This is a genomic window from Nostoc sp. UIC 10890 (assembly GCF_054786515.1).
In genome coordinates, this window is record NZ_JBSGKF010000001.1 from 1,588,345 (window position 1) to 1,613,906 (window position 25,562).

A 25,562-nucleotide genomic window follows, 5' to 3' on the forward strand; every position below is an offset into this window, starting at 1 on the left:
GGGTGTCAAATTGAAAAAGTATGGTGAGAGGTTTTACCGACACCAACTTTTACAAAAATTTTCCCAGTATCCAGTCCCAGAGTGTCGATTTCTCCTCAACTTCAGCTAAAGCTTGTTGGGAAGGAATGGGTGTAACCTGTTGAGCAAGACTCGAATACCCCGCTTCTGGATTAGACCTCTTGCAACAATATGTTTTTGCACTTTTTGCACTCTTAGGGAAAAGGGTAAAGGTTAAAGGGAAAGGATTTTGAGTTTCTTTACCCTTTACCCCTTACCCTTTACCCCTTACCCTTTACCCCTTACCCTTTACCCCTTACCCTTTACCCCTTACCCTTTACCCCTTACCCTTTACCCCGACTTTTGCAAGAAGTCTATTGACCGATTTAGCAAAAAGTTAGGAGCGATCGCCTGAGAATAACTGATAAAGTTGAGCTACGCAAAGTTGAAAACAGTGACCTATGCCTGCGTTTCTATTAGAAGTTGGTACAGAAGAATTACCTGCAAGCTTTCTCAGTGATGCCTTAATACAGTGGCGAGAGCGCATTCCTCAAAGTTTGGAAGCAAACAGCATCAAGGGCGAAAGTGTCCAGGTGTACGGTACTCCCCGACGTTTGGCGGTAGTGATTAAAGGTCTACCATCCCAGCAACCAGACCGAGAAGAAGAAATTAAAGGGCCCCCCGCCCAAGCCGCCTTTAAAGATGGTCAACCGACAGGCGCCGCCGCCGGTTTTGCTAAAAAGCAAGGTGTGGAATTAGATGCGCTGTCTGTTCGCCCCACTGACAAAGGGGAATTTGTCTTTGTGCAAAAAAGAATTCTTGGTCGTTCTGTCGCGGAAATTTTGACAGAACTTATTCCCCAGTGGATTTGGGGTTTGGAAGGTAAACGATTGATGCGTTGGGGTGACGGGGATGCCAGGTTTTCCCGACCAATTCGTTGGTTGGTAGCTTTGTTAGATGAGACAGTACTACCTCTAGAATTAGTGAACGGTTCTAAAACGATTCAGAGCGATCGCATTTCTCAAGGTCATCGGGTCTTACATCCTGAACCTGTGACAATTACCCAAGCTACCGATTATGTTACCGACCTCAAGTCTGCTTATGTCACCGTTGACCCAGAAGAACGGTCAAATCTGATCAAAGAACAAGTAAAAGCAGTAGCAGAGAATTTAGGCGGTTATACAGTCATTTACCCCGATTTGTTAGCAGAAGTAACCAACCTTGTAGAATATCCTTCCGCAGTTGTCGGGAAATTTGAACCAGAATTTTTGGAATTACCAACTGAAGTAATCACTGAAGTTATGGTTACTCACCAGCGTTATTTTCCTGTATTCAAACCAGATAGTTCTCAGCAAGAACTATTGCCCAATTTCATCACTATTTCTAATGCTGATCCCAAAAAATCAGATATTGTCGCCGTCGGAAATGAAAGAGTAATTCGTGCCAGATTAGCTGATGGCAGATTTTTCTACGAAGCTGATTTAACCAAACCAATAGAAAGCTTTTTACCCCAGTTAGAAAAAGTCACTTTCCAAGAAGAATTGGGTTCGGTGCGTACCAAGATAGATAGAGTAGTGAAGATTGCCGAGCAAATAAGCACCCAATTAGAATTAGCGGAAAATCAAAGCCAAAAAATCCAACGTGCTGCTTTATTATGTAAAGCAGATTTGGTGACACAAATGGTGTATGAATTCCCGGAATTACAAGGGATCATGGGAGAAAAATACGCCTTAGCCAGTGGTGAAGATGCGGAAGTAGCAAAGGCAATTTATCAACATTATTTGCCAACGGGAGCCGGTGACAATTTACCCGAAACACTCACAGGTCAAATTGTTGGTTTGGCAGATAGATTAGATACTTTGGTAAGTATCTTTGGTTTAGGTTTAATTCCCACTGGTTCCTCCGATCCCTTCGCCTTGCGTCGGGCTGCTAATGCTGTAGTTAAAATTACTTGGTTTTATAATCTGCCGATAAATTTAGATAATTTATTGGCACAAATATCAACAGATTTTGCAGCAAAATACCACAAAGATCAGGCATCATTAACCACAGCATTACAAGAGTTTTTCTTGCAACGCATCCGCACCTTACTGCAAGAAGAAAAGCAGATTGATTACGATTTAGTAAATGCAGTTTTGGGAGAAAATGACCCAGAATACACAGAACGGACGTTAAAGGATTTATTGGATGTCCGCGATCGCGCCTTGTACTTACAACAAATCCGCAACGATAGTACTTTAGATAACATCTACGAAACCGTTAACCGTTCCACACGATTAGCCGCTCAAGGTGATTTGGATACAAAACAGCTAGAACCAACAATCGTAGTTCGTCCAGAATTATTCCAAAAACCCTCTGAAGACGCTTTGTATAAAGCCTTAATCGAATCAGTACCGGAAACTCAAGCAGCACAGCAGACACGAAATTATCAACTGTTAGTAGCAGCACTCGCAAAAATTGCTCCAGCAGTTAGTAACTTTTTTGATGGCCCAGATAGCGTTTTAGTTATGGATTCCGATCCAGAAGTCAAGCGTAATCGGTTACATCTACTCGGATTAGTTCGCAATCATGCCCGTGTTTTAGCTGACTTTGGTGCGATCGTCAAAAATCTGTAGCGTAGGTCAACAAAAACTTGTGTAATTTTTGCCAAGAAGCGCTACTATAGGGAGTGCTTAACCAGGGACTCTGCTGCAATCTATGCCTAGAGCTACTGTAATTGGATTGGGAAAGTCCGGTGTTGCTGCGGCGAGATTGTTGAAACGGGAAGGTTGGGAGGTGGAGCTAAGTGATGGCAATACCTCCGAAGCCCTCCTGCAACAACAACAAGAACTCGCTGCCGAGCAAATAACCGTGAAACTAGGCCAATCCCTAGAATTGAATGGTGCTAATTTACCCCAATTAATAGTTGTTAGTCCTGGCGTGCCTTGGGATATTCCCGTATTAATTAAGGCACGCCAATTAGGTATTGAAACCATTGGGGAAATGGAACTCGCTTGGCGAAATTTGCGATTACTGCCTTGGGTAGGAATTACAGGTACTAACGGTAAAACTACTACCACAGCTTTAATCGCTGCCATTTTCCAAGCAGCAGAATTAAATGCCCCCGCCTGCGGTAATATTGGCTACGCCGCTTGTGATGTTGCCCTATCTTGGAGGGGGAAAGGGGTAGGGAGCAGGGAGCAGGGAGCAGGGGGAGTAGGGGAGGCATTTGATAATTCTTGTACAGACGCGATTAATCGCGTCTCTCCTAACTCCTCACTCGATTGGGTGATTGCGGAAGTTAGCAGCTATCAAATAGAATCTTCCGTCTCTCTTGCTCCCCGTATCGGTGTTTGGACGACTTTCACACCAGATCATCTTAGTCGCCACCAGACTTTAGAGAACTATTACAACATCAAAGCCAAGTTATTACGTCAGTCCGAGTTGCAAGTATTCAATGGCGATGATGCCTACTTGAGCCAGCTAGGTTTAAGTGCTTGGCCTGATGCCTATTGGACAAGTGTCAAAGGAAAAGATTTCCTGATTAGCGAAAAAGGCTTTTACATTGAGGACGGCTGGGTTGTGGAAAAATTAACTGCAACCTCTGCACCAGAACCGATTGTAAAAGTATCTACTTTGCGAATGGTGGGAGAACATAACCAGCAAAATCTCTTGATGGCAGTAGCAACGGCAAGATTAGCGGGAATTAATCGTGATGCGATCGCACTTGCGATTCGGGAATTCCCTGGTGTTGCCCATCGTTTGGAACATATCTGCACTTGGGAAGGTATTGATTTCATTAACGACAGCAAAGCCACTAACTACGATGCTGCCGAAGTTGGTTTAGCATCTGTAAAAAGTCCAGCGATTTTAATTGCTGGTGGAGAAGCGAAAGCAGGTGATGATACTGGCTGGCTAGCAAAAATTCACTCCCAAGCTGCTGCTGTGTTATTGATTGGCTCTGCTGCACCCGCATTTGCCAAACGTCTCCAAGAGGTAGGGTATCATACATACCATATTGTGGAAACTATGGAAAGGGCAGTTCCGAGAGCAGCAGAATTAGCTAAGGAATATCAAGCGTCTGTGGTGTTGTTATCTCCAGCTTGCGCGAGTTTCGACCAGTACCCGAATTTTGAGGTGCGGGGCGATCGCTTCCGTCAGTTATGCCTCGCTTGGACGGAAAGCTGGAAACCTCCCAGAGTAGAACATCCAGAGTTTGAAAACTCTAATCAAGAGTCCATAGTTCAAAGTCGATAAGCATTGTTTTTCAACCAGTTCGTAGTAAGGACTTTAGTCCTTATTTTCTAGGCACTAAAGTCCTTACTACAAACTCTCAAAACTAATACCAATTCAATTAATGATTGCAACACATCTTTGGGTAAAGACGCGATGAATCGCAATACTTGTCGGGTTTTGGGGGAAAGGGGAATGGGAAAGGGAAAAGAAAAAACCTTTACCCCTTAACCTTTAACCTTTTCCCCAAACCAGATTCCGAGTTAAAAGTAATTAACCGAGAAGTATTGCGATGAATCGCGTCTCTACAAATGGTTTATTTGTCGCATTCTTTTTTTCAAATTGGGATAACTTGACAAATATTAGAAAGATTGTTTAACGCTAATTTAGAGTATCAGGGGCTAAGTCGTCAGACAATTTACCTGGAACTGTAACCTCTTACCTGCTTGGTATTAAGTTGATGGCACACATTTGCAACTGGAAGGATCATGCTTTTGTGTGGCATTTTGAGGAGATCATATTGAACTAGCAGTCTCCCTAGCAGCTTCTCGCAGCCGCTCCACATCGCGCATCGGTGGTGCACCAAAGAGCCGCTTGTACTCCCGGTTGAAGTGCGAGGCATCGTCATACCCCACTCGATAAGCAGCACTGCTAGCGTCAAGGTTTTCCCCCAGCATCAGACGGCGAGCCTCTTGGAGCCGCAGTTGCTTTTGGTACTGCAAGGGACTCATTGCAGTGACAGATTTGAAGTGATGGTGAAACCCGGAGACACTCATTCCCAACTCTTGGGCGATTTTTTCAATCTTGATCGGCTCGTTAAAGTCTTTACGAAGTCGCTCGACGGCTCTAGCGATGTGGTAAGTGTAGCCACCCAAAACTGCAACATGACGGAGCCGATTACCTTGCTCTCCCATCAAGAGTCGGTAAATGATTTCCCGCTTAATCAGTGGTGCGAGAACATGAGCTTCAGCAGGGGAATCTAGAAGCCTGACGAGCCGCACCACAGCGTCCAACAGATTTGTATTCAACGGACTTACGTCGATCGCTTTCACATCAGCACGGCTGCGCGATGAGGGATACCCAGCCTCGACCATCACTGAGCCAACGAGGGTAGGGTCAAGATCGAGGCGAAGGCTAAGGTATGGTTGCGCCTTGGACGCTTCCAGAATTTGGCTAATAATTGGCAGTTCGACCGTACCCAGCAGATAATGCATCGGGTCGTACTGATAGCGATCGCTACCCAGAAGAACTTCTTTGCTGCCCTGAGCGATCGCACAGAAGGCAGGGATAGAGACACTATGAAGGCATTCCGAAGGCGAGGAGGCGCGGTTGAAGTGCAATCCTTTCAACGGCTCAATCGCCCCATCATGACGAATCGTCTGGGCAATCCGCTCAGTCAATTCGTCTCTGTATGCTTGCGCTCTGTCTGCCTCGCGCTTTGCCTGCGCGTCGTTCATTAAATTGATCTTGGCAGCGTTCATTTCTAAGTTTGCAGGATTGTACAACAATCTTAGATGATCGTCCTATTGTTTGCCCTTCAAAATCCCTAAGATGAAGCTAAAGCAAGTAAAAATGATTTCGGCTTCTTGTAAATATTCTGGATTTTTATTCAATATAAAACTCAGTAAGGTCAGCGACGAGCAGTATGGAGGAATATCTTAATGCTTTTGAGATGCTTTTCTATCAAAGGGAAAAACTGCCAGCAGAGAATGCTGATTTTGGTTCTTGCCCTAGTGATGTCCCTGAGTTACTCAGCCTGCCGTGCCGAGAACAGTATACCTAGCAGTGCCTCGATGAAGATGCCGACTGAAATATCAACCAAGCAGGCAGATAGTATGAAGATAAACATCAAGGTCAAAGATAAAGTCGTTACAGCCACTTTGATCGACAGCAAAACCACTCAGGATTTTATTTCCCTGCTGCCATTAACGCTGACGTTAGAAGATTACGCGAGAACCGAAAAAATCAGTAATCTGCCAAAAAGATTATCTACAGAAGATGCACCCCCAGGCAGCGATCCTTCTGTAGGAGATATTGCTTATTACGCTCCCTGGGGGAATTTGGCGATATATTACCGAGATTTTGAATACTCAAACGGACTCGTGATCCTTGGAAAAATAGACAGTGGCATCGAGGCATTGAATGTGCCTGGCTCTGTAGAAGTAACAATCGAGCTTGTTCAATCGGAATAAAGAGGGTGAAAATAATGACGAGAAACTACACAGGAAAAGTTGCGTTTGTGACTGGAGCAGCGAACGGCATTGGTCGAGCTACGGCACTGGCATTTGCCCGTGAGGGCGCTAATGTAGTGGTCGCTGACATTTCAGAACAGGGCAATCAAGAAACAGCCCGCACGATCAAGGAACTCGGCGGACGAGTGCTTGCCGTCAAGTGCGATGTGACGCGAACCGAGGACGTGAAGGCGGCTCTTTCCAAGACCATTGAGACCTTCGGGCGGCTGGACTTTGCCTTCAACAACGCCGGTGTGGAGCAGAAAAATGCAGCAACAGCGGAAATCGAAGAGGAAGAATGGGATCGGATCGTAGACATCGATCTGCGCGGCGTTTTTCTGTGCATGAAGTATGAAATTCCGCTGCTACTCAAGCAAGGGGGCGGCGCGATCGTGAACACATCATCGGGTGCTGGGGTCATAGGCATCAAGGGCGGAGCCGCATACACTGCCGCAAAACACGCCGTGATCGGACTCACCAAGTCGGCGGCTCTAGACTACGCCTCGCAGAACATCCGCGTCAACGCTGTTGCTCCCGGTTACATTGACACACCGATGATGGATCGCTTCACTGGCGGCACTGCTGAAGGACGCAAGCAAGTAATCTCGGAGGAGCCGATCGGACGGATGGGCCAGCCCGAAGAGATTGCCAATGCCGTTGTCTGGCTGTGTTCAGACGCGGCTGCCTTCATCGTTGGACACACCTTGGTCGTCGATGGCGGTCAAACGGTGCAGTGATTGTTCGTCAAAGGCAGACGCATCAAACCGAAGCTAACCAATCCACACATTTGGAGAACTCAATGAAACACCTCGTTATGCTAACCCTCTTGATTAGTGCAATCGGCACGACAGCGGCAGTTGCGCTCGACAAAACGCGCACTTCGCATAAGAGTTCCCAAGCACCCGCCCAGAAGTCCGGTGTGGTCGAGGGGGCGGACAACTTCTATAAGAGCGACAAAGTGACCACGCAAAAGGTTATGTTCAAAAACCAATACAACATGCAAGTTGTCGGGAATCTGTTCATTCCCAAAACCTTGAATCAGACCGCCAAGAATCCCGCAATCATTGTGGGGCACCCAATGGGTGCAGTGAAAGAACAAAGCGCGAATCTGTATGCCCAAAAACTGGCAGACCAGGGATTCGTCACCTTGTCCCTCGATCTGTCCTTCTGGGGCGAGAGTGAGGGGCGGCCTCGCAACACCGTTTCGCCGGATATTTATGCTGAGAATTTCAGTGCTGCGGTGGATTTTTTGGGCACTCGGCCATTCGTTGACAAGAACCGGATTGGCGTTCTTGGAATTTGCGGCAGCGGAAGCTTCGTCATCAGCGCCGCCAAGATTGACCCGCGGATGAAGGCCATTGCGACGGTAAGTATGTACGACATGGGTGCGGCTAACCGTAACGGGCTTAGGAATTCTATGACCCTCGAACAGAGAAAGAAAGTAATCGCAGAGGCGGCTGAACAACGCTATGTGGAGTTCACGGGTGGCGAGATCAAATACACAGGCGGAACCGTGCATGAACTGAATGAAAACTCCACCGCCATTGAGCGTGAGTTTTATGACTTTTACCGCACTCCCAGGGGCGAATACACATCCATTGGTTCGTCACCGAACCTGACAACGCACCCGACGCTTACCAGTAACGTCAAATTCATGAACTTCCACCCGTTCAACGACATCGAGACGATTTCGCCTCGTCCCATGCTGTTCATCACGGGGGCAGATGCACACTCCAGAGAGTTCAGTGAAGATGCTTACAAGCGCGCAGCCGAACCAAAGGAACTTTACATTGTTCCGGGGGCCGGGCACGTCGATCTTTACGACCGGGTGAACCTCATCCCCTGGGACAAACTTCAGTCCTTTTTCATTCAGCATCTCAGCAAGTAACTGGCAAGAGCCAGAGGCAGGAGAAAATGCAGGAGAAAATAAGGCAAGCATTAGTTTTTTACAAGGAGATTGTTCGATGAAAGCAACCGTTTACTATAGGAATCCGCTTTGATTTCTGAAATTATTTGCGTAGGTAGGCAATAGGCAACAGGAAACAAGCCTCTTCAAGTTGTACTGATTTTTTTCAAAAATCAAATAGGAGTCCTATATGCCCCAGGTGATGTCCGGGTTGAGAATGTTCCCGATCCCACAATTCAACAGCCCACAGATGCCGTTGTTCGGATTACTCACGCTTGCATTTGCGGATCTGACCTCTGGTTTTATCGGGGTGAGGAAGCGATCGCAGCCGTGCAAGAGATGACCCAGGGTGGTGCAGAGTCAATACTTGAATGTGCTGGCAGTGAGTCTGCAATGGCAACAGCGATCGGCATTGCGTGTCCTGGTGGAGCGATCGGGGCCGATCCTAAGTACCACGAAGCTGCATCGCTTGGACGAAAACATCAGAGCAGTCTCAGTCGAACTCACACCCGACGATCTGCGTGACATCGATGATGCCGCCTCAAAGATCACGGTGCAAGGGGCTAGATACCCCGAAAAGCTAGAGCAAATGACTGGTCGCTGAACGCCAAAAAATATGTTCTCTCATTTACTCAGCACTGGCTCAATGCCCCGCTATCCATGTATAGTACTTAGCTATACCTTGAGTGCCTTATTAAGTGAGAAAGCCAAGTAAACACAATTCTGTCGCAATTTTGCGCGTGATTTTGTTGTGATTTTCAGCATTCCTACCCAACACATTAATCAACCAATAGGGTGATTTCCGGGATTGACTGCATGAATATATTCACTACCCGATCGCGGCCTTCCTCGTTTATAATAAGCTTCTTCTGGTTTACCCCATCCTAGCTGCAAAATCATTTCCAAAAAGCTAGAATTTTCCCACTTGCACAAACTTGCCCATTCTGTTCTTTGAACAATTATTTCTAAATCAGATGTGGCAATTTGTTGGTATTGTTTACTATTATTGAAACTCAAGTATAAATCCATCCCTATAGAGACTTCATACCAAAATTCTACGATGGAATTTTTAGCAGCTTTTAATATCTCTAAGTCGCAATTGAGAGCAATTAACTCAGTATCTATTTCGGGATAGTGCAACTTTTTTCCTTTAACTGTCAATTCCCGCCAGATAATACCGGAAACTCGATTTTCTTTCTGATATTCGTGAATTGCAGTTTTGAAATCTTGATAAGCAGTGAACTGTTGCAGCCCATCAGTGCTGATAAACTGGTCAATTACAGGATTGCCAGAGACCGTCATTTCTAATTTTAGACGTTTTCCTTTGAGGCAAGCTTGGCGTTCGGCTGCCAAAATTTGAATTAGTTCCTGGGTGGTGTAAACCTGTGACATCAGAATACACTCTAGTTAGTCATTGGTCATTAGTCATTAGTCATTAGTCATTAGTCAGTTTTTGCAGACTTATGGACTATAGATTAACTCTGTAATCTGTTAAAACAGATATTTCAATATTATGCTTTGGCATCGGCAGAAATGTAGTAACAGATATCACTAAAAATTAGGGCAGACCAATTTGGTCTACCCCATAAGTTATCTAGCTAACTCACTACTGAACTCATTGAAGGCTCGTCGCTTTAGCTGTGCTGTTTCGGTGCGTGGTAATAAATCAAAGATTTTGCGAAATTCATCGTCTATTTCTTCAAAAGGTACTTGACCCTTTTTATTCAAAACTACCTCACCTGATTTATTAAATACTACGACTTGAGGAACACCCCCAGAATAGTAATATCCTGGTTCTGTAGGATCGTAAGTTTGTTTGAGCGGGATAGTATCTACATTAATCGGCATAATTTCTGCTACCCGACCATAGAATTCCTGTACCCGTGAAATGGAAATGGCATATCTTTTGGAATCGCTGCTGTCATCTAAATAAAAAGCCAAAAATATGGGTTTATGCTCCGCTAAAGTCTGTGCGAGTGACTGTCTCGGTGGAACTAATGAACCATTGCCAGCATAAACGACAAAAATGTTGCCATCATATAAATCATTATCAAGACCAGCATACGCAGGTTGCATACTTATAATGAAAAGACTTGCAAGCAACAACAGGCATTTGGACAACCACCTTTGCCAGCCAGTAATTTGTTTATGTAAAAAAAGAAACTTTGTGCTATTCATCAAAAGGAACCTTGCAAGCTACTACTTGTCGTGATTTTGTGCTGAATTCAGCAAACTGGGCTGGATATGTAATTACGCCCACGCACTATTTTTTTAAGATAACGCTTACTGAGATTATCTCTCGCAAGTGGCTGGTACTGCTACGCGGAAGTCAAAACAGAGGTAAAGTAGTGCAACTATAAGGCTTAACAATCCAAAATCGAAAATTCTAAATTGGTATGACTGGCTTTTTCACCCAGGATTCGCTAAACTCACAAGATTAAATTTGTAACTTAAAGACTATCAATTAGCAACCGCCAGAAGACTAGGGTACAGATATGGGAAAGAAAATACAATTCATAGATAGACTGCGATTAGGTTTCGCGGTGTCAGTAGCAAAAAGTGTGACGTTTATAGTGCGATCGCTGCGTCTAGGTGCTGCTAGTGTGTTACCAGGCTCGATTGCTCGTCGCATTGAACCCCGACTTTTACAATTATTGAGTCAGCAAGTTAAAAACGGGGTGATTTTAATTGCTGGTACTAATGGCAAAACCACTACAGCGCTACTCTTATGCACGATACTAGAACGCAAGGGTTTTCGCGTCACTCATAATTCTACAGGTGCAAATCTGGAAAATGGCTTGATGACGGCGCTGTTAGAAAGCACCAACTTACTAGGTACGCTAAATACTGATTACGCCATTTTGGAAGTTGATGAAAATATTGTACCAAGAGTATTAGCACCACTCCAGCCGCGAATTATTCTCTGTTTAAACTTGTTCCGTGACCAACTCGATAGGTACGGCGAAGTAGACACAATTAGTAAGCGTTGGACAAAAGTTATTTCTACCCTACCAGCAGAAACGGTAGTAATTCCCAATGCTGATGACCCAACTTTATCTAACCTCGGTCAGCAGTTACCCCAACGGGTGTTATTCTTTGGCTTGAATGAACCAGAACATTATTTAGAAGCAATTCCTCACGCCGTTGATTCTATTTATTGTCCCAAATGTGGACATTCTTTAGATTATAAAGGTGTTTATTTGTCTCATTTGGGAGATTTCACTTGTCCCAAGTGTGGTTTTAGTAAAAGTAAACCGACTCTCGAAAGTAGGGAATGGTCGCAAATTCTGGTTGGTTTGTACAACAAATATAATACTTTAGCTGCTGCTACTGCGGCTATTGAGTTGGGAGTTGATGAAGTAACAATCAGAGATACTATTAATACCTTTCAAGCTGCTTTTGGTCGGGCTGAAGATTTAGTAATTGATGGTAAACGCGTGCGGATATTGTTATCAAAAAATCCTGTGGGAACGAATGAAACCATTCGCGTAGTTACTCAAAGCACAGATAAAACCACACTGCTGGTATTGAACGATCGCACGCCCGATGGCACTGATGTATCCTGGATTTGGGACGTGGATACAGAGAAATTAGTCGAACGAGGCGGGACTTTAGTAGTAAGTGGCGATCGCGTCTATGATATGGCACTACGTCTACGTTACAGCGAAAAGTCTGGTGAGAGTAAGTTAAATCTGATTGTCGAAGAAGATTTGAAACAAGCGATCGCTACTGCATTAGAGCATACACCAGAGAATGAAACTTTACACATTCTGCCCACCTACTCAGCCATGTTAGAGGTGCGAGAAGTTCTGACTGGGCGGAAAATTCTTTAATTTGTCATTTGTCATTTGTCATTTGTCATTGGGCATTGGTTATTCTCTCCCATTCCCCATTCCCCATTCCCCATTCCCCATTCCCCATTCCCCAAATTTATGAGTTCTCAACAACTAGAATTAACAATAGGCTGGCTTTATCCGACGCTGATGAGTACTTATGGCGATCGCGGTAATGTAATTACTATAGAGCGTCGCGCTCAGTGGCGAGGATACGATGTTAAAGTATTACCCCTAGATCAAAATTCCACAGCCGCAGATATTAAAACTGTAGATGTCATAGTTGGTGGTGGCGCACAAGATCGTCAGCAAGAAATTGTCATGCGGGATTTGCAAGGTGCAAAAGCTGATGCAATGCGCGACAAAATCGAAAATGGCACACCAGGAGTATTTACTTGTGGTTCCCCCCAACTGCTGGGACATTATTATGAACCAGGCTTAGGACAACGGATTGATGGTTTGGGAATACTCGATTTAGTTTCCGTCCATCCTGGTGAAAATACTAAGCGCTGTATTGGTAACTTAGTAATTGAAGTTACAGCTTCACGTCTGGCGCGGGATTTAAAAGAGATGATGGGTAGCACACCATATTTGGTAGGCTTTGAAAATCACGGTGGACGTACCAAACTGGGAAAAGTGGAAGCTTTGGGGCGAGTGGTGTATGGTTTGGGAAATAATGGTGAAGATGGGACAGAAGGAGCATTTTATCAGAATGCGATCGCTACTTATTCCCACGGCCCTTTATTACCGAAAAATCCTTTTGTCGCCGATTGGTTAATTCAAACAGCGCTGCGGCTAAAGTATGAGGAAGCGATCGCGCTGTCGCCTTTAGATGATAGTTTGGCTATACAAGCAAGAGAAGCAATGTTTAAGCGCTTGAAAGTGAGTTTGCCAACTGTTGCTACAACAAAAGCTTAATGTGAGTTTGCTTCTTGCTAGTATTCCTAAAGCAGTGATTTTGGAAACGCAAGGACTGAGACTTACTTCCGTAAAGCTATCACTGAAGATAATTTGCGTATTACCGTATTACGGGAATTGTACAAAATAGTTATGAATTAAGATTAGGTCTTAGTTGAAAGCGATCGCCATTTGCTACTTCGAGATCAGGCGATCGCTTTTTCCCTAAAAATTACCCTTACTCATTACTGGGAGAATGGCTCGGAAAATGTATTATCTCCTACTCTTCCAAGGACCCCAGATTGCAAAAATGATCCCAGGGGTTTGGATATTAACAAACATAGTCAGACCATTCGGAGAGAAGCAGGCCCCACAAAGTTCGCTAGTATTCAAGGCGTTACGTGCAAAATTATAGAGTTCTCCTTGGGGTGTTACACCTCTTAAGAACTGCTCACCAGAACCATCTTCGCAGAGAATGAGATCGCCAAAAGGTGCCACAACTAGATTGTCGGGCATATCGAGTTCATTTCTAGATTGAGACTCTACAAACAGATCAATTTTCTCTTCACCAGGAATGTAGCGCCATACTTGACCACCGTTTACAGGGCCACCACTGGTAGCAACGAAGTAAAATGCACCCTTGCCATCATACCAAATGCCTTCCCCACGATTAAACCGGGCTGCACCTAAGCTACGGCCTTCCACTCGAACAGTATCTGAAGTTGGGTTAGGGTTAAGAATGTCTACCCAATCTACATCCCATTTCTGTCCTACTGTGAAACCTGTAGTGGTGTTAACCCCATTTCTACCTATAATTCTTAGAGCTTGGAGTCTGCCACCTTCTGCTAACTTGCCAGGCACATTGGGGATAAAACGATAGAAGAGGCTATCTCCTCTATCTTCAGTCTCATAGACATATCCAGTTTTAGGATCTACAGCTACAGCTTCGTGATTAAACCTTCCCATATCAATGAGAGGCACTGGCGTTACAGGTTCGGTGGCGCTAGCTGGAACCTCAAAGTTATAACCGTGGAACTGCGTGCGTCCGCTACCCGGTACACTTACATCCTCTTCACAGCTAATCCATGAACCCCAAGGAGTTGGGCCACCAGCACAGTTACGAATAGTTCCACCGAGAGAAGCAAACTGTTTGATTAGCTTACGATTGGGGCCGATAACCAGGGTTGTGGTACCACCTCTGCAAATCGGATCGTAGCGATTCGGCACTATTACTTGTGTAGCAGAATTGTTGCTCAGTTCGTGGTTGCAAATCAGGATAGTTGTGTTTCCGGGCCCTTGGAAGGCTGCCATGCCATCATGAGCACCAGGCACTGGGTTGCCATCGGCCATGATATCGTTCGTGCGAGCTAAAATTCTATATTGAAATCCTTCTGGTAAGTCTAATAAGCCATTGGGATCTGGTAAAAGTGGCCCATATCCTGTGCCAATTTGACCAAAGGCTTTTTTTGCCAAAAGACCTTCTAATGGAGATATAGCTAAAGTTCCAGCAGCAGTTGCGCCTGCTACTGCAAAGAATTTACGTCTTGAAAATGTCATCAGGAACTTTTTGGTTACATAAAATACTGGACTAAACAATATGTGGTCTTGATTAAGCTTGGGTAATGATTAATTTAATACTGGATTATTTATTAATAGGAGAACTTTTAGCAAATTTTCCTAAAAAAATGAAAATTTTATGATTTTAAAATTCAAAATAAATCAGCCTATAGTCCTTAACATGGGGCTATTTTTAGTTATTTAACCCTAGTTTTTTGTTGGAAAAAATCTTAATTTTATTGAGAATATATATCAATCAGATTTGACTTTTTCAAAAATCTAAATATATGTAAAGTGCGTTATAAACGCGTAACGTAATGCTAGTTGCTATAACGAAGGGAACCTTCGCAATGCACTGCTTCTCCTACATCTATTTCACAAATTAAATATGAGTCTTATAAATCAATAAATTGTAATTTAAGTTGTTTAAGTTGGTCATTGCGATCGCCATACTTGAAGCGGAGGCTGCCTCTAACCTAATTGTTGTGCGTTTAAGCCCTGGATTGCTTTCGCAATTTTAAGCCTTTGGAGAAGGTAATAGAGACTGATATCATGTCGTATGCTACTACATCCTCAATTGCCATTGTTGCTGTTACAAATGTTATTAAAACAGTTCATAACTTTCAAAGAAAAAAGTCTATAACTATGATATGGCGGGGCGAGTAATTTATTTGTTGGAAGTCCTTTGCTTTCCTCCCTTCTTCTTCAATTTCAAATGATTATCATTATCATAAATTTTATTTAAGTAGATTAACTGATTGACAAAAGTTACCTTGTCTAAAAATCTCACAATTGTGGATAATTAGAAGTGTAAGAACTCAATTTCTGGCAAGAATATATCTGACTCTACGTTGATGATATAGATGTAGTGCCAATTTATTTGTTAAAAATGACTGTTTTCAGCACTGGCACAATTCACGTTTTGAGAGTACCGCCTGAAATCGACTCTGCCATAAAAGCTATTTGCTGAGTAAATTGGGATATAGAACCAGAAAAATTTCTGTGTAAACTTGACCAGCAAATGGTATGAAAAACTATTATCAAGATTTTTTAATTCGTGATTGGGTGGAAAGCGATCGCACAAGAGCCGCTGAAGTCATCAGTTATGTATTATCAGAATACGGTCTAGGTTGGGAACCAAAGGGCGCTGATCGAGATGTGCTGCGAGTAGAGGAATATTATTTAGCTACTGGGGGAGAGTTTTGGGTAATTGAACACCAAAGCCAGTTAGTCGGTACTGGGGCATACTACCCCATACACCGGGGTGAAAAAGCTGTAGAAATCCGCAAAATGTATCTTTTGCCCAGCATCAGGGGTTTGGGATTAGGGAAATATTTGTTACAACAGCTAGAAGCAGCGATCGCAGAGCGTGGTTTTCAACAAATTTGGATTGAAACCGCCAGTGTTTTGGTGGAAGCAGTCAAGCTGTATGAAAGCAACGGCTACACTCCAGCAACAGGAGTAGAAACAACCAGGTGCGATCGCGTCTATTTTAAGTCATTAGTCATTGGTCATTAGTCATTGGTCAATGGTCATTAGTCATTAGTCAAGAGTTACTAACTAAGGACAAATCACAAAGGACAAATGACGAATGACAAAGGACAAATGACAAAGGACAAATAACAAATGCAAACTTGGATTAAAAATCTCACAGGCTTACTCAATCTTTTTCTTCAATCCCATTGCCCTTTGTGTCAACGTGCAACCTCGCAAGAATTTTGTCAAAACTGCACCAGACAACTGCAAAAATGTCAACGTAAAGACCCGATTTCTCTATGGAAAGAGCCAATACCAGTTTTTGGCTGGGGGGAGTATGGTGGCCCGGTGAAACGAGCGATCGCGGCGATGAAATACGAAAATCAACCCCAAATAGCTCGTCCTTTGGGTCAATGGTTAGGAGAAGCATGGTTGTTAAATTCACCGAAGCGAGATAGCCAGCCTGTGGTGGTTCCCATCCCACTACACCCTAGTAAACAAAAGAAACGTAAATATAATCAAGCTGCACTGATTGCACAAAGCTTCTGCGAAATAACTGGATTAAAATTGAAACTAGACGGTTTAGCTAGAGTGCGAGAAACGGAAGCGCAGTTTGGTTTATCGGTATCTAAACGAGAAAAAAACTTGGCCGAAGCTTTTGCTGTTGGGCAAGAATTTCGCGATCGTCCCCCAAGTGTCCCAGTGCTGTTAGTGGACGACATTTATACTACTGGTGCTACTGCCAGGTCTGCTGTGCAAACACTTCGTCAGTATGGAATTGTGGTCTTAGGAATAGTAGCAGTAGCCACTGCCGTCAAAGATGGATAAATCCAGACTTAATGGGCAAACTTTGACTTAAAAGTGGATGAATTGGCCAATTTACCTTATTTTTGTAGAAAAATTCCTTGAAGTGTATATGAATAAAGTTTTTGCGGCAGGTTTGAAACAACTCATCATTATTCCTGCTACATTGCTGGCAATCGGCATAAGTACAAGTGCAGCTTTTGCTCAAAATAAATTGTATAGTCCAATACCTTTATCTAACAGCACTGAACTTGCCGATAGCCTCTCAGACAAAGATATTCCCACAGGTCAAGGTGGGTTTGCCCGTGATTACACAGTGAACTTGCAGAAGGGCGATAATTTAGCGGTTGACCTTTCATCTGAAAGCTTTGACAGCATCATCACACTGCTAGCACCTGATGGTTCAACTCTGGCAGAAAATGATGATGGCCCTGATGGTAGTAGCAATTCACTACTATTTACTCGCATTGTAGAGACAGGGAATTATGTTATTCGTGTCCGTTCTTTTGGGGAAACTGGGGTTGGGGCTTTTAAACTTAAGGTGACAAAGTTGCAACCAATTAAATGAATTGGTCATTTGTCATTAATCAAGAGTTACCGATAAGGGGAAAAGGGTAAGGGGTAAAGGGAAAGAATTAAAAACTTTTCCCTACGGGTATAAAGTCCCTCTTTTTAAAGATGGAGAGCAAAAAAGAAGATTTTACCAGACACGCAGTGCGTTCGCCCTTGGCGTCTCGTAGAGAGAAAAATCAGCGTCAATACTTGAAACCCCTGCTTTGAGTATGGGGTTCCTTTTCCCCTTTTCCCTTTCCCCATTCCCCCTCTTCTTCATTCTCCCCTGTCCCCTGTCCCCTAATTTTTTAAAAGGTGGTCAGCACGCAGAGAAATAAGGCTTCAGTCCACTCGACGACTGCGCCGTAAGTATCTCCGGTGTGTCCGCCTAGTTTGTGGTTGAACCATGCACCAGTTAAAGTGGCGATCGCACTTCCAGCAATTATCATTGCCAGTGCTAGAAATAGCTGCTGTTTATCTATCAGCACAAGTAAACCACTCAAACTCAACAACAACAACAATCCCGGTAACAAATCTTTGTAAGAACGAATAGCTTGTTTATGAAATGCACCTTTGCCAGTTGGTTTCAGGTAAGGGTATCGGGCGATCGCCATCTGCTGTCCCCAACGTCCCCAGCCACAAGCAGCCATCAGCAACAAACAACGGTTTTCTGGTATATCCCTCAAAGCTGTTATTTTCAGTATCACCAAGGCGATCGCAGCCATTGCCCCAAAGGCTCCTGTAGCACTATCTACCATCACCTCCAGTCGCCGATCTGGATCACCTACTGCTAAACCATCGGCAGTATCCATCGCCCCATCTAAGTGCAATCCTCCAGTTATGGCAATCCAAATACTTACTACCACAGCACTACGAGTTAGCACGGGCATACCAAGATAATCCATCCCCGTATCCAGAAACCCTAAAATTCCCCCAATTATCAATCCTACAAGGGAAGCAAGACGTGCCACTCCCCCAAAGTCTAATTCGTTCAAATAAGGTAGTGGAATACTTGTGTAAAATATAATACTAGCTGCCAGCTTTAACAGCAGCTTTTTCCACCACTGTTGCTGTTTCGTCATCAGAATTACATTAATTTTTGGTAAATTGCTGGATAATGGATTTGATTTCGGTACAACCGACATAACCAGATTTTAAAACTTTAGATAAGATTTACTTCTATCAGATATTCTCCTGGAAAATTTTGTTATGCTGGTCTAAGTGGATAGTCAGTAATTTTGAGTATTTTTTTATACGAAAACAAGTAATTTAGGAAGTTAAAATTCCATCAGGGAGCAAAATTTGTGTTTTGTATTCGTTAACTAAAAACTTACTCCAAATTATTAGACGATTGCCCCATAAAATTGATATTTTTTTAAATGTAGGGAGTAAACAAGCTATTCAATTATGACAGTTTAGCTCTGTTGTTGCTCTCCTTAGCTCAATCGCTATTTTCCTATGAGTCACCATCTACCCGACACCAGGATACCAGCTCCGTGCATTATTAACACGGGCATTATTGTGAATAAGCTCGACATCCGGCGATTGCTGGCAGATTTAGGTCGAGTCCACTACATCTACACCCACGAAGATAAGGTACTGAGCGAGGGTGAAGGGGATGTGATGGAAGTTTTTGCCAATCCGCAAAGGTCTACCTTAGTGGCTAACCACGCACTATATTTGAATGTTTGTAGTTTTGATTACTTGGAACTAAAACAGTCACCGCAACAAGAAACCTACTTCGATTTGATGCAAGAAGGAGTGTGTCTGCGGTTGATTCCCCGCTCAACCCCCTTACAAGAACGACGAGAGCGAAGCTTCAATGTCAGCGCCATAGAAGCGATGATGGAGCAAGTACTCTCAGCCAGGTGGGATGCAGAAATTGACGATGACTGTTGTGATTCTTTCTAAATAACAATTATTGCAGTATATACTCCTAAAGTTGGTAACTAGGTTAGCCGTGAATGCTTAAGTGTTCACTAAAACTCAATTACCAGTTTTTATGTTTGTCCATAATTTAGCCAAATACAGCATAATTCAGGAGTCAAAATTCAGAATTACAACACCCTGTATTCCTGGCTTTGAACCATTCGGTTGTGTACTTCACCAAATTGAAATACGCTGTAATATTAATTTTGCCTTAATACTATTTGGTTTTATGGCTGCTAGTTGTGGATTTCTGAAACTCTTCATCAATTAGCGTTTCACAATCCAAAATCTAAAATCGTTCGGCTGAACGCTCACGACAAGTCTAAAATCCAAAATGGCATGAGTGCAAATTTTTCTTTTCAATGTCTTGCTTGCTGTAGTCAAACCAAAGCTAGAGCAGGAGTGTTTTTCACCCCTCACGGTCTTGTAGAAACTCCCAGATTTATGCCAGTGGGAACGCTGGCAAATGTCAAAACTATCACGCCATCTCAGCTGCGAGATACTGGGGCGCAAATGATCTTATCTAATACTTATCATCTTCACCTACAACCAGGAGAAGCGATCGTGGCTGGGGGTGGTGGATTACATAAATTTATGGGTTGGAACGGGCCAATGCTCACAGATTCGGGTGGGTTTCAGGTCTTCAGCTTAAGCGAGATGCGAAAAATTACTGAAGAAGGTGTAACTTTCCGTTCACCCCATGATGGACGAATTATTAACTTGACACCAGAACGCTCCATTGAGATTCAAAATACTTTAGGGGCCGATGTGATTATGGCCTTTGATGAGTGTCCGCCCTACCCAGCGACTCGCCAAGAAGTAGAAATCGCAACTGAACGCACTTACCGCTGGTTAGAACGCTGCATGACGGCCCATCAACACAGTGAACAGGCGTTGTTTGGGATTGTGCAAGGAGGCGTGTATTTAGATTTGCGTTGTCGTGCGGCTGAAGCTTTGGCTAAGTTGGATTTACCCGGATATGCCATTGGTGGCGTGAGTGTGGGAGAACCACCAGAATTGATGGCTGAAATTGTCAAAGTGACAGCACCGCTTCTACCGCCCGACAAGCCGCGTTATTTGATGGGTGTGGGTACTTATCGAGAAATGGCGATCGCGATCGCATCTGGTGTAGATTTATTTGATTGTGTAATTCCCACCCGCTGGGCGAGACATGGAACGGCAATAGTCAAGGGCGGACGCTGGAATTTAAAAAATGCTAAGTTTCGTGAAGATTTTACGCCATTAGATGAAACTTGTCCCTGTTACACTTGTCAAAATTTTAGCCGTGCTTACATATCTCATTTAGTGCGATCGCAGGAAATTTTAGCTTATACCTTGTTAAGCATTCACAACATTACCGAACTAATTCGCTTTACCCAGCATATTAGAGAAGCAATATTGAGCGATCGTTTTGCCACAGAATTTGGTCACTGGCTTAACGAAGAAAGTGGAGATGAACAGTGGGAAGTCGAAGAATAGGGTATTAATGACCAATGACAAATGACAAATTACCAATGACCAAACCATGTTAAGATACTTCTCAATTATGAAAGCTGTGTTGGATAGGTGGATTTAAACAAACATGGAAGCAGCACTTTTATTAGCAAAACTGCCTGAAGCTTACCAAATCTTTGATCCTTTGGTGGACGTTCTCCCAGTCATCCCTGTATTCTTCTTGTTGCTTGCCTTTGTTTGGCAAGCAGCCGTGGGATTTAGGTAAGTTAATCTATTTTTCAATTTATAGGGCAGGTACTCTACCTGTCCTATTTTTTGTGATGCTATGTTTTATAAAGTTAATATTTATTAATATTTTGTAATGAATTAATATAATAAATAAGATGTGAATCAAGCCATGTCAATATAAAGCCTTGAAAGCCAAGCTTAGAGTCAAGGAGGAATCAGTTATGGGTAATATCAAGTTCGTTAAAGAAAATAAAGAAGTAGTGGCGGCAGATGGTGCTAATCTCCGACTCAAGGCGATACAAAATGGTATTGACATATATACATTCATTGGCAAGATGACCAATTGCGGTGGTAATGGTCAATGTGGTACTTGCGTTGTCGAGATAGTTGAAGGATTAGAAAATCTTTCCCCCCGCACAGACGTAGAAAACCGGAAATTCAAGAAAAAGCCAGAAAATTACCGCCTTGCCTGTCAAACTTTAGTGAATGGCTCAGTTAGCGTAGTTACAAAACCTTAAGTTTTCACAATTTGTATCCAGTCAGTAGTCAAAATACTTACCAAAATTGAGTTTACTCATTTTGAATTTTGAATTTTGAATTTTGAATTGGTATAACTCTGTCATCTATGATGCTATCCTAATGTTGTTGACTGGAAATTCAAGAGAGGTTTTCTTGCCATGCAAGTTAATGACCTGGGGTTCATAGCGAGCATTTTGTTCGTACTCGTCCCCGCTGTGTTTTTACTAATTCTTTACATCCAAACTGCTAGCCGCGAAGGTGGAAAAGATAGTTAAGAGTTTGTGTATAAAATAAATAACCCCTACACTATTGGTGTAGGGGTTTTTATTTATCAAACGTTAACTCAGCACTATTTACTTTAAGCGATTGTCCGCGCCAACAATACCGGACAAGTGGCATTAACTCGAACATAGTCAGACAAGGAAGAACCGATGAGTCTATCGATGTCAACAAAACTCTTAGCGATGGATGGACGACGATCTGGAGAACCGAGCAATAATAAATCTATATTCAACTCTTCTGCCAACCGACAAATTTCTTCACCGGGTTTGCCACTGCTGATATAAGAACGAGATTGGATACCCTGTTTTTCAGCTTCTGCAACGGCGGCTGCCAAAACTGGATTCTTGTCTGAGTTAACCTGAGTTATTTCCGATTTTTTACCGCCTAAATCTGTACTAATATTTGCCAAAATTAACTCGCCGCCCTGAATATCTCGCAGTAGAAACAGTGCCAATTTCAAGCAGTTTTTTGATGAATCAGAGTTGTCGATTGCCACCATAATCCGCTTAATTCTTTTGACATAAATATCATCTTTTACCAACAACATGGGGCGAGAAGATAGTTGAAAAACATACTGACTGACTGAGTTTGATAAAATCGATTGTAACCGCTTCAGTCCGCGTGAACCCATAATAATCAAGTCAGCGTCGATTTCATCAGCTACTTGGCAAACTACATCTTTGGGATCGCCTTCGCGCAAAATTGAAGAAACCTGGCTAGGATCTAAGTTCAAAGTTTGAATGGCATTCGCCAGAATTTTACCACCATTTTCCCATTTACTTGTCATGGTAGCAGCAGTACTTTGTGCTTGAACAACATGCAAAATTGTAACTTTTGCAGATTGAATTGAAGGGATTTCTTTCAGGGTTTTGAGCATTTCTTCTGCGTGTCCCAATCCCGATACAGCTAGCAAAATTCTTTTTATCATCTTACGAATTTTTGTTAAGTTTACTTTTGTTTTCGCTGTTATTAATTGGCTCAGGTCAGATTTTAACCGCCTTGCTCGACAACCTAGTTAGTAATTAGGCACAAACAAAATTTGTTTTTAGTATTTAACCCTCAAACAAATGATAAAGTATAAGAAACTCAACAAATGTTTAAGTCTATTTGCACCTCGTTACTTAAATTCTTAACTAGACTTCAATTATTAAGCATACTCTCAATTTAGCTTTAAGAACTTAATAAATTATGATGTTAGTTATCATTTTTAATCTATGTTCACTTTTTTTAATTAGAAGTTAGTTAAGTATTGCAAAGAAATGCCAAAATAATTCTTTAGGAAGATTGATTCAGTGTAATCTTTAACAGGCGATTTCTTCTGGCTTGATATAGTCTACACTACTCCCGAATTTTCCATATTCTGCGATTTTTTTAAGTCTCTTGCAGTTTTTGTAACTCATATAAGATTGCTATATCCAAACAGCAAAAAAAATATAGGTGTTCTAATAGTTAAAGTCATATTTCATACTATATTAAAACCCCCCAGATTCTATTTGGGGGGTTTGGTTGATTGCTTGTGAGGTTTGCTTAACTTAACGTGAGTTCGATGAACCTTTCCCTCCTAGCCTCCCTCTCCGAAACGGAAAGGGAGGAGCAACGAAAAATTCAGCCTTTTGCTCCCCTCTCCGTGTCGGAGAGGGGTTGGGGGAGAGGTCAAATAAGACTTGTCGAACTCACGTTAACTTAGATGTGCCCCTGGTTGTCCGTTTTGGACTACAAAGGAAGCTAGGGTTTTAATAGAAGCATTCAAGTCAACAATGCTCGATACCACGCGGTAATCACTTTGCCAGCGTTGTGGGGTAAGTTTGCAGCGGACGTATCCCCGGAAAGCACCGTCAAAGAACTTAGTATGGGGATTGTTGGCTAGGGAAGCTTGAACTGGAGCAATGAATTGGGCAGGAAAGTCAGAGGTAATTGAAGTTCCTACGAACTCAGTGCCTACCGTCGGTGAGTTTGGGTTTTTAAAGTCAAGCTTTAGATCATTTACCCAACTAGAATGAATGTCTCCGGTAATCACCACTGGGTTAGAAGGTTGGCGCTGGTTTAAAAAACTCAAAAGCCGATTACGTGCAGCTACGTAACCGTCCCACTGATCCACATTGAAGACACCTAAACCGGGATTACTATTAAAATTGTACTCGGCTAGTATAGTCTGTTGAGCAATCACATTCCAGCGCGATCGCGATTGGTCTAAACCTTTTTGTAGCCACTGCTCTTGTTTTGAGCCAGTCATCGTAGCATTTGGAGCAAAAGCTTCGGGGCAGCGAGGCTTCAGTCCATCATCACAAGGTTGGTCACTGCGGTACTGCCTGGTGTCTAGTACATTAAACTCAGCCAAATTACCGTAGGTGAACCGCCGATAAAGCAGCATATCTGGGCCATTGGGCAATGAAGACTGACGTAAAGGCATGTGTTCGTAGTAAGCCTGGTACGCATTGGCTCGGCGCTTCCTAAAAGCCTCTTGAGTTTGGTTATCTTCGGGGATTAAGTTGGCATAATTATTGTCAACTTCGTGATCATCCCAAGTGACAATCCAAGGAAAAGCCGCATGAGCAGCTTGGAGATTCAAGTCAGTTTTGTACAGGGCGTGGCGATCGCGGTAGTCGGAAAGAGTTACAATTTCTGGACTATTATGCTGGCGAGGCCCACCAGATTGTGGCCCATATTCGTAAATGTAATCACCGAGATGAACCACAAGGTCGAGGTTTTCATCAGCTAAATGCCGATAAGCCGTATAGTAGCCATTTTGCCAGTCTTGACAGGAGACAAAAGCAAAGTTCAGTTGTTGGATAGAGCCATAAAACGCTGGTGCTGTCCGAGTCCGCCCAACGGGGCTAGCTTCTCTACCCGCTTGAAATTGATACCAGTACCAACGGTCAGGGTCTAGTCCACGGACATCAACGTGAACTGAGTGTGCTAATTCTGGTGTCGCTAGCACTGTTCCTCGACGCACCACCTGTCTCATGTTTTCATCAAGGGCAACTTGCCACCGCACTGGAACATTTACGAGTGGCATTCCACCTCCAGAAAGTGGATTTGGAGCCAGTCGTGTCCAGATCACAACACCATCCGGTAAAGGGTCGCCAGAGGCAACACCAAGACTGAATGGATAGCCAGAAAACCTTGAGTTAGCTGATACTGGATGCCATTGGCTAGCGATTGTTAACCCCGTTAAAAATCCTGCACCCAACAAAAAACTCCGCCGTCTGCACCGATTTGCTAACAGGCGCGTGCCATCCATAAGTTCCATATTCACCCCTACCCAGATGTAAATACAGTTGGCATTCAGGAGAGTCAGCTTTAAATAATTCGTAATTCGTAATTCGTAATTCGTAATTGGGTTTTGCGTGGAGATTTAGACACCAAACAAAATGTGGCTGCTTCTTATATAAAGAGCAAATTCTAACTTGTCTAATAATTATGAATTATGAATTAGTAATTACTATATTTGACTTGTCTCCCAATTGTTGCTCAACCAAACACAAGCAACCTATCAAACTAGGATCAAGCAGAAATTAAGATTTTGTTAAGTTTAAAATTGGATTGGGGCATTGGGAATTTAGACTACAGCAGAACTTAGGCAAAAAATAGCCCAAACCTTGATTTTACGGTAGGGGCAATTCATGAATTGCCCCTATCACGTTTATTTTTGCGTAAGTCCTACACAGTATTGCTACACAACTA

The 25,562-nt window shown here is 43.2% G+C and carries 23 protein-coding genes; 16 read left to right on the forward strand and 7 right to left on the reverse strand.

The window, feature by feature from the left end:
* The first annotated feature begins 458 nt into the window (after nt 1–458).
* A complete protein-coding gene (gene glyS, locus ACWATR_RS06320) occupies nt 459–2,612 on the forward strand; it encodes a glycine--tRNA ligase subunit beta (RefSeq protein WP_460330542.1) in 2,154 nt (717 codons plus the stop codon).
* 82 nt (nt 2,613–2,694) lie between these two features.
* Nucleotides 2,695–4,233 (forward strand): UDP-N-acetylmuramoyl-L-alanine--D-glutamate ligase, encoded by a 1,539-nt coding sequence (murD, locus tag ACWATR_RS06325; RefSeq protein ID WP_460330544.1) that lies wholly within the window; start codon nt 2,695–2,697, stop codon nt 4,231–4,233.
* A gap of 491 nt (nt 4,234–4,724) precedes the next feature.
* Here the strand turns inward: murD and ACWATR_RS06330 are convergent, their stop codons facing one another.
* Nucleotides 4,725–5,666 carry an AraC family transcriptional regulator gene (locus ACWATR_RS06330; RefSeq protein WP_460330547.1) on the reverse strand — a complete coding sequence of 314 codons (942 nt, stop codon included), beginning with the start codon at nt 5,664–5,666 and terminating at the stop codon, nt 4,725–4,727.
* Nucleotides 5,667–5,918: 252 nt separating this feature from the next.
* Between ACWATR_RS06330 and ACWATR_RS06335 the strand changes: the two genes are divergently transcribed.
* The 4 genes from ACWATR_RS06335 (at nt 5,919) to ACWATR_RS06350 (ending at nt 8,950) form a co-directional block, all read left to right on the forward strand.
* Nucleotides 5,919–6,401: a cyclophilin-like fold protein gene (locus ACWATR_RS06335; protein ID WP_460330550.1), complete on the forward strand. Its 483-nt coding sequence runs from the start codon at nt 5,919–5,921 to the stop codon at nt 6,399–6,401.
* A 14-nt stretch (nt 6,402–6,415) separates the two neighbouring features.
* Nucleotides 6,416–7,177 (forward strand): SDR family oxidoreductase, encoded by a 762-nt coding sequence (locus tag ACWATR_RS06340; RefSeq protein WP_460330553.1) that lies wholly within the window; start codon nt 6,416–6,418, stop codon nt 7,175–7,177.
* 62 nt (nt 7,178–7,239) lie between these two features.
* The gene (locus ACWATR_RS06345) at nt 7,240–8,328 is read left to right on the forward strand and encodes an alpha/beta hydrolase (protein WP_465249741.1); all 1,089 of its coding nucleotides are present in this window, start codon (nt 7,240–7,242) and stop codon (nt 8,326–8,328) included.
* A 367-nt stretch (nt 8,329–8,695) separates the two neighbouring features.
* Nucleotides 8,696–8,950, forward strand: coding sequence for a hypothetical protein (locus ACWATR_RS06350; protein ID WP_460330556.1), 255 nt, complete (start codon nt 8,696–8,698; stop codon nt 8,948–8,950).
* 179 nt (nt 8,951–9,129) lie between these two features.
* Here ACWATR_RS06350 and ACWATR_RS06355 read toward each other — a convergent pair whose 3' ends face one another.
* Nucleotides 9,130–9,738: a hypothetical protein gene (locus ACWATR_RS06355; protein ID WP_460330558.1), complete on the reverse strand. Its 609-nt coding sequence runs from the start codon at nt 9,736–9,738 to the stop codon at nt 9,130–9,132.
* Nucleotides 9,739–9,936: 198 nt separating this feature from the next.
* Entirely contained in the window at nt 9,937–10,524 is a 588-nt protein-coding gene (locus ACWATR_RS06360; RefSeq protein WP_420761778.1) for a thylakoid membrane photosystem I accumulation factor, read from the reverse strand.
* A 317-nt stretch (nt 10,525–10,841) separates the two neighbouring features.
* Between ACWATR_RS06360 and ACWATR_RS06365 the strand changes: the two genes are divergently transcribed.
* Nucleotides 10,842–12,179 carry a MurT ligase domain-containing protein gene (locus ACWATR_RS06365; protein WP_460330560.1) on the forward strand — a complete coding sequence of 446 codons (1,338 nt, stop codon included), beginning with the start codon at nt 10,842–10,844 and terminating at the stop codon, nt 12,177–12,179.
* Between the two features lie 99 nt (nt 12,180–12,278).
* Nucleotides 12,279–13,097: a type 1 glutamine amidotransferase gene (locus tag ACWATR_RS06370; protein ID WP_460330563.1), complete on the forward strand. Its 819-nt coding sequence runs from the start codon at nt 12,279–12,281 to the stop codon at nt 13,095–13,097.
* 252 nt (nt 13,098–13,349) lie between these two features.
* Here the strand turns inward: ACWATR_RS06370 and ACWATR_RS06375 are convergent, their stop codons facing one another.
* Entirely contained in the window at nt 13,350–14,633 is a 1,284-nt protein-coding gene (locus tag ACWATR_RS06375; RefSeq protein ID WP_460330566.1) for an alkaline phosphatase PhoX, read from the reverse strand.
* A 1,026-nt stretch (nt 14,634–15,659) separates the two neighbouring features.
* On the opposite strand from ACWATR_RS06375, the gene ACWATR_RS06380 reads away from it, so the two are divergent.
* The 3 genes from ACWATR_RS06380 (at nt 15,660) to ACWATR_RS06390 (ending at nt 17,481) form a co-directional block, all read left to right on the forward strand.
* On the forward strand, nt 15,660–16,151 hold the full coding sequence (locus ACWATR_RS06380) for a GNAT family N-acetyltransferase (RefSeq protein ID WP_420761782.1): 492 nt from the start codon (nt 15,660–15,662) through the stop codon (nt 16,149–16,151).
* Nucleotides 16,152–16,259: 108 nt separating this feature from the next.
* On the forward strand, nt 16,260–16,937 hold the full coding sequence (locus tag ACWATR_RS06385; RefSeq protein WP_460330568.1) for a ComF family protein: 678 nt from the start codon (nt 16,260–16,262) through the stop codon (nt 16,935–16,937).
* Between the two features lie 88 nt (nt 16,938–17,025).
* On the forward strand, nt 17,026–17,481 hold the full coding sequence (locus ACWATR_RS06390; protein WP_420761784.1) for a PPC domain-containing protein: 456 nt from the start codon (nt 17,026–17,028) through the stop codon (nt 17,479–17,481).
* Between the two features lie 292 nt (nt 17,482–17,773).
* Here ACWATR_RS06390 and cobS read toward each other — a convergent pair whose 3' ends face one another.
* Nucleotides 17,774–18,547: an adenosylcobinamide-GDP ribazoletransferase gene (gene cobS, locus ACWATR_RS06395; protein ID WP_460330571.1), complete on the reverse strand. Its 774-nt coding sequence runs from the start codon at nt 18,545–18,547 to the stop codon at nt 17,774–17,776.
* A gap of 376 nt (nt 18,548–18,923) precedes the next feature.
* On the opposite strand from cobS, the gene ACWATR_RS06400 reads away from it, so the two are divergent.
* From ACWATR_RS06400 to psbM, 5 genes are all read left to right on the forward strand, one after another.
* On the forward strand, nt 18,924–19,376 hold the full coding sequence (locus ACWATR_RS06400) for a hypothetical protein (RefSeq protein WP_069072757.1): 453 nt from the start codon (nt 18,924–18,926) through the stop codon (nt 19,374–19,376).
* 357 nt (nt 19,377–19,733) lie between these two features.
* Nucleotides 19,734–20,873 carry a tRNA guanosine(34) transglycosylase Tgt gene (tgt, locus tag ACWATR_RS06405; protein ID WP_460330574.1) on the forward strand — a complete coding sequence of 380 codons (1,140 nt, stop codon included), beginning with the start codon at nt 19,734–19,736 and terminating at the stop codon, nt 20,871–20,873.
* A 103-nt stretch (nt 20,874–20,976) separates the two neighbouring features.
* Complete coding sequence (locus ACWATR_RS06410; RefSeq protein ID WP_006195022.1) at nt 20,977–21,114, forward strand: photosystem II reaction center protein K; 138 nt, start codon at nt 20,977–20,979, stop codon at nt 21,112–21,114.
* A gap of 184 nt (nt 21,115–21,298) precedes the next feature.
* Nucleotides 21,299–21,595 carry a 2Fe-2S iron-sulfur cluster-binding protein gene (locus tag ACWATR_RS06415; protein ID WP_181931044.1) on the forward strand — a complete coding sequence of 99 codons (297 nt, stop codon included), beginning with the start codon at nt 21,299–21,301 and terminating at the stop codon, nt 21,593–21,595.
* Between the two features lie 159 nt (nt 21,596–21,754).
* A complete protein-coding gene (gene psbM, locus ACWATR_RS06420; protein WP_084227279.1) occupies nt 21,755–21,871 on the forward strand; it encodes a photosystem II reaction center protein PsbM in 117 nt (38 codons plus the stop codon).
* An 83-nt stretch (nt 21,872–21,954) separates the two neighbouring features.
* Here psbM and ACWATR_RS06425 read toward each other — a convergent pair whose 3' ends face one another.
* Together ACWATR_RS06425 and ACWATR_RS06430 are read right to left on the reverse strand one after the other, a co-directional pair.
* Nucleotides 21,955–22,806 (reverse strand): universal stress protein, encoded by an 852-nt coding sequence (locus tag ACWATR_RS06425; protein ID WP_460330581.1) that lies wholly within the window; start codon nt 22,804–22,806, stop codon nt 21,955–21,957.
* Nucleotides 22,807–23,556: 750 nt separating this feature from the next.
* Complete coding sequence (locus ACWATR_RS06430) at nt 23,557–25,128, reverse strand: alkaline phosphatase D family protein (RefSeq protein ID WP_460330584.1); 1,572 nt, start codon at nt 25,126–25,128, stop codon at nt 23,557–23,559.
* Nucleotides 25,129–25,562 lie beyond the last annotated feature (434 nt).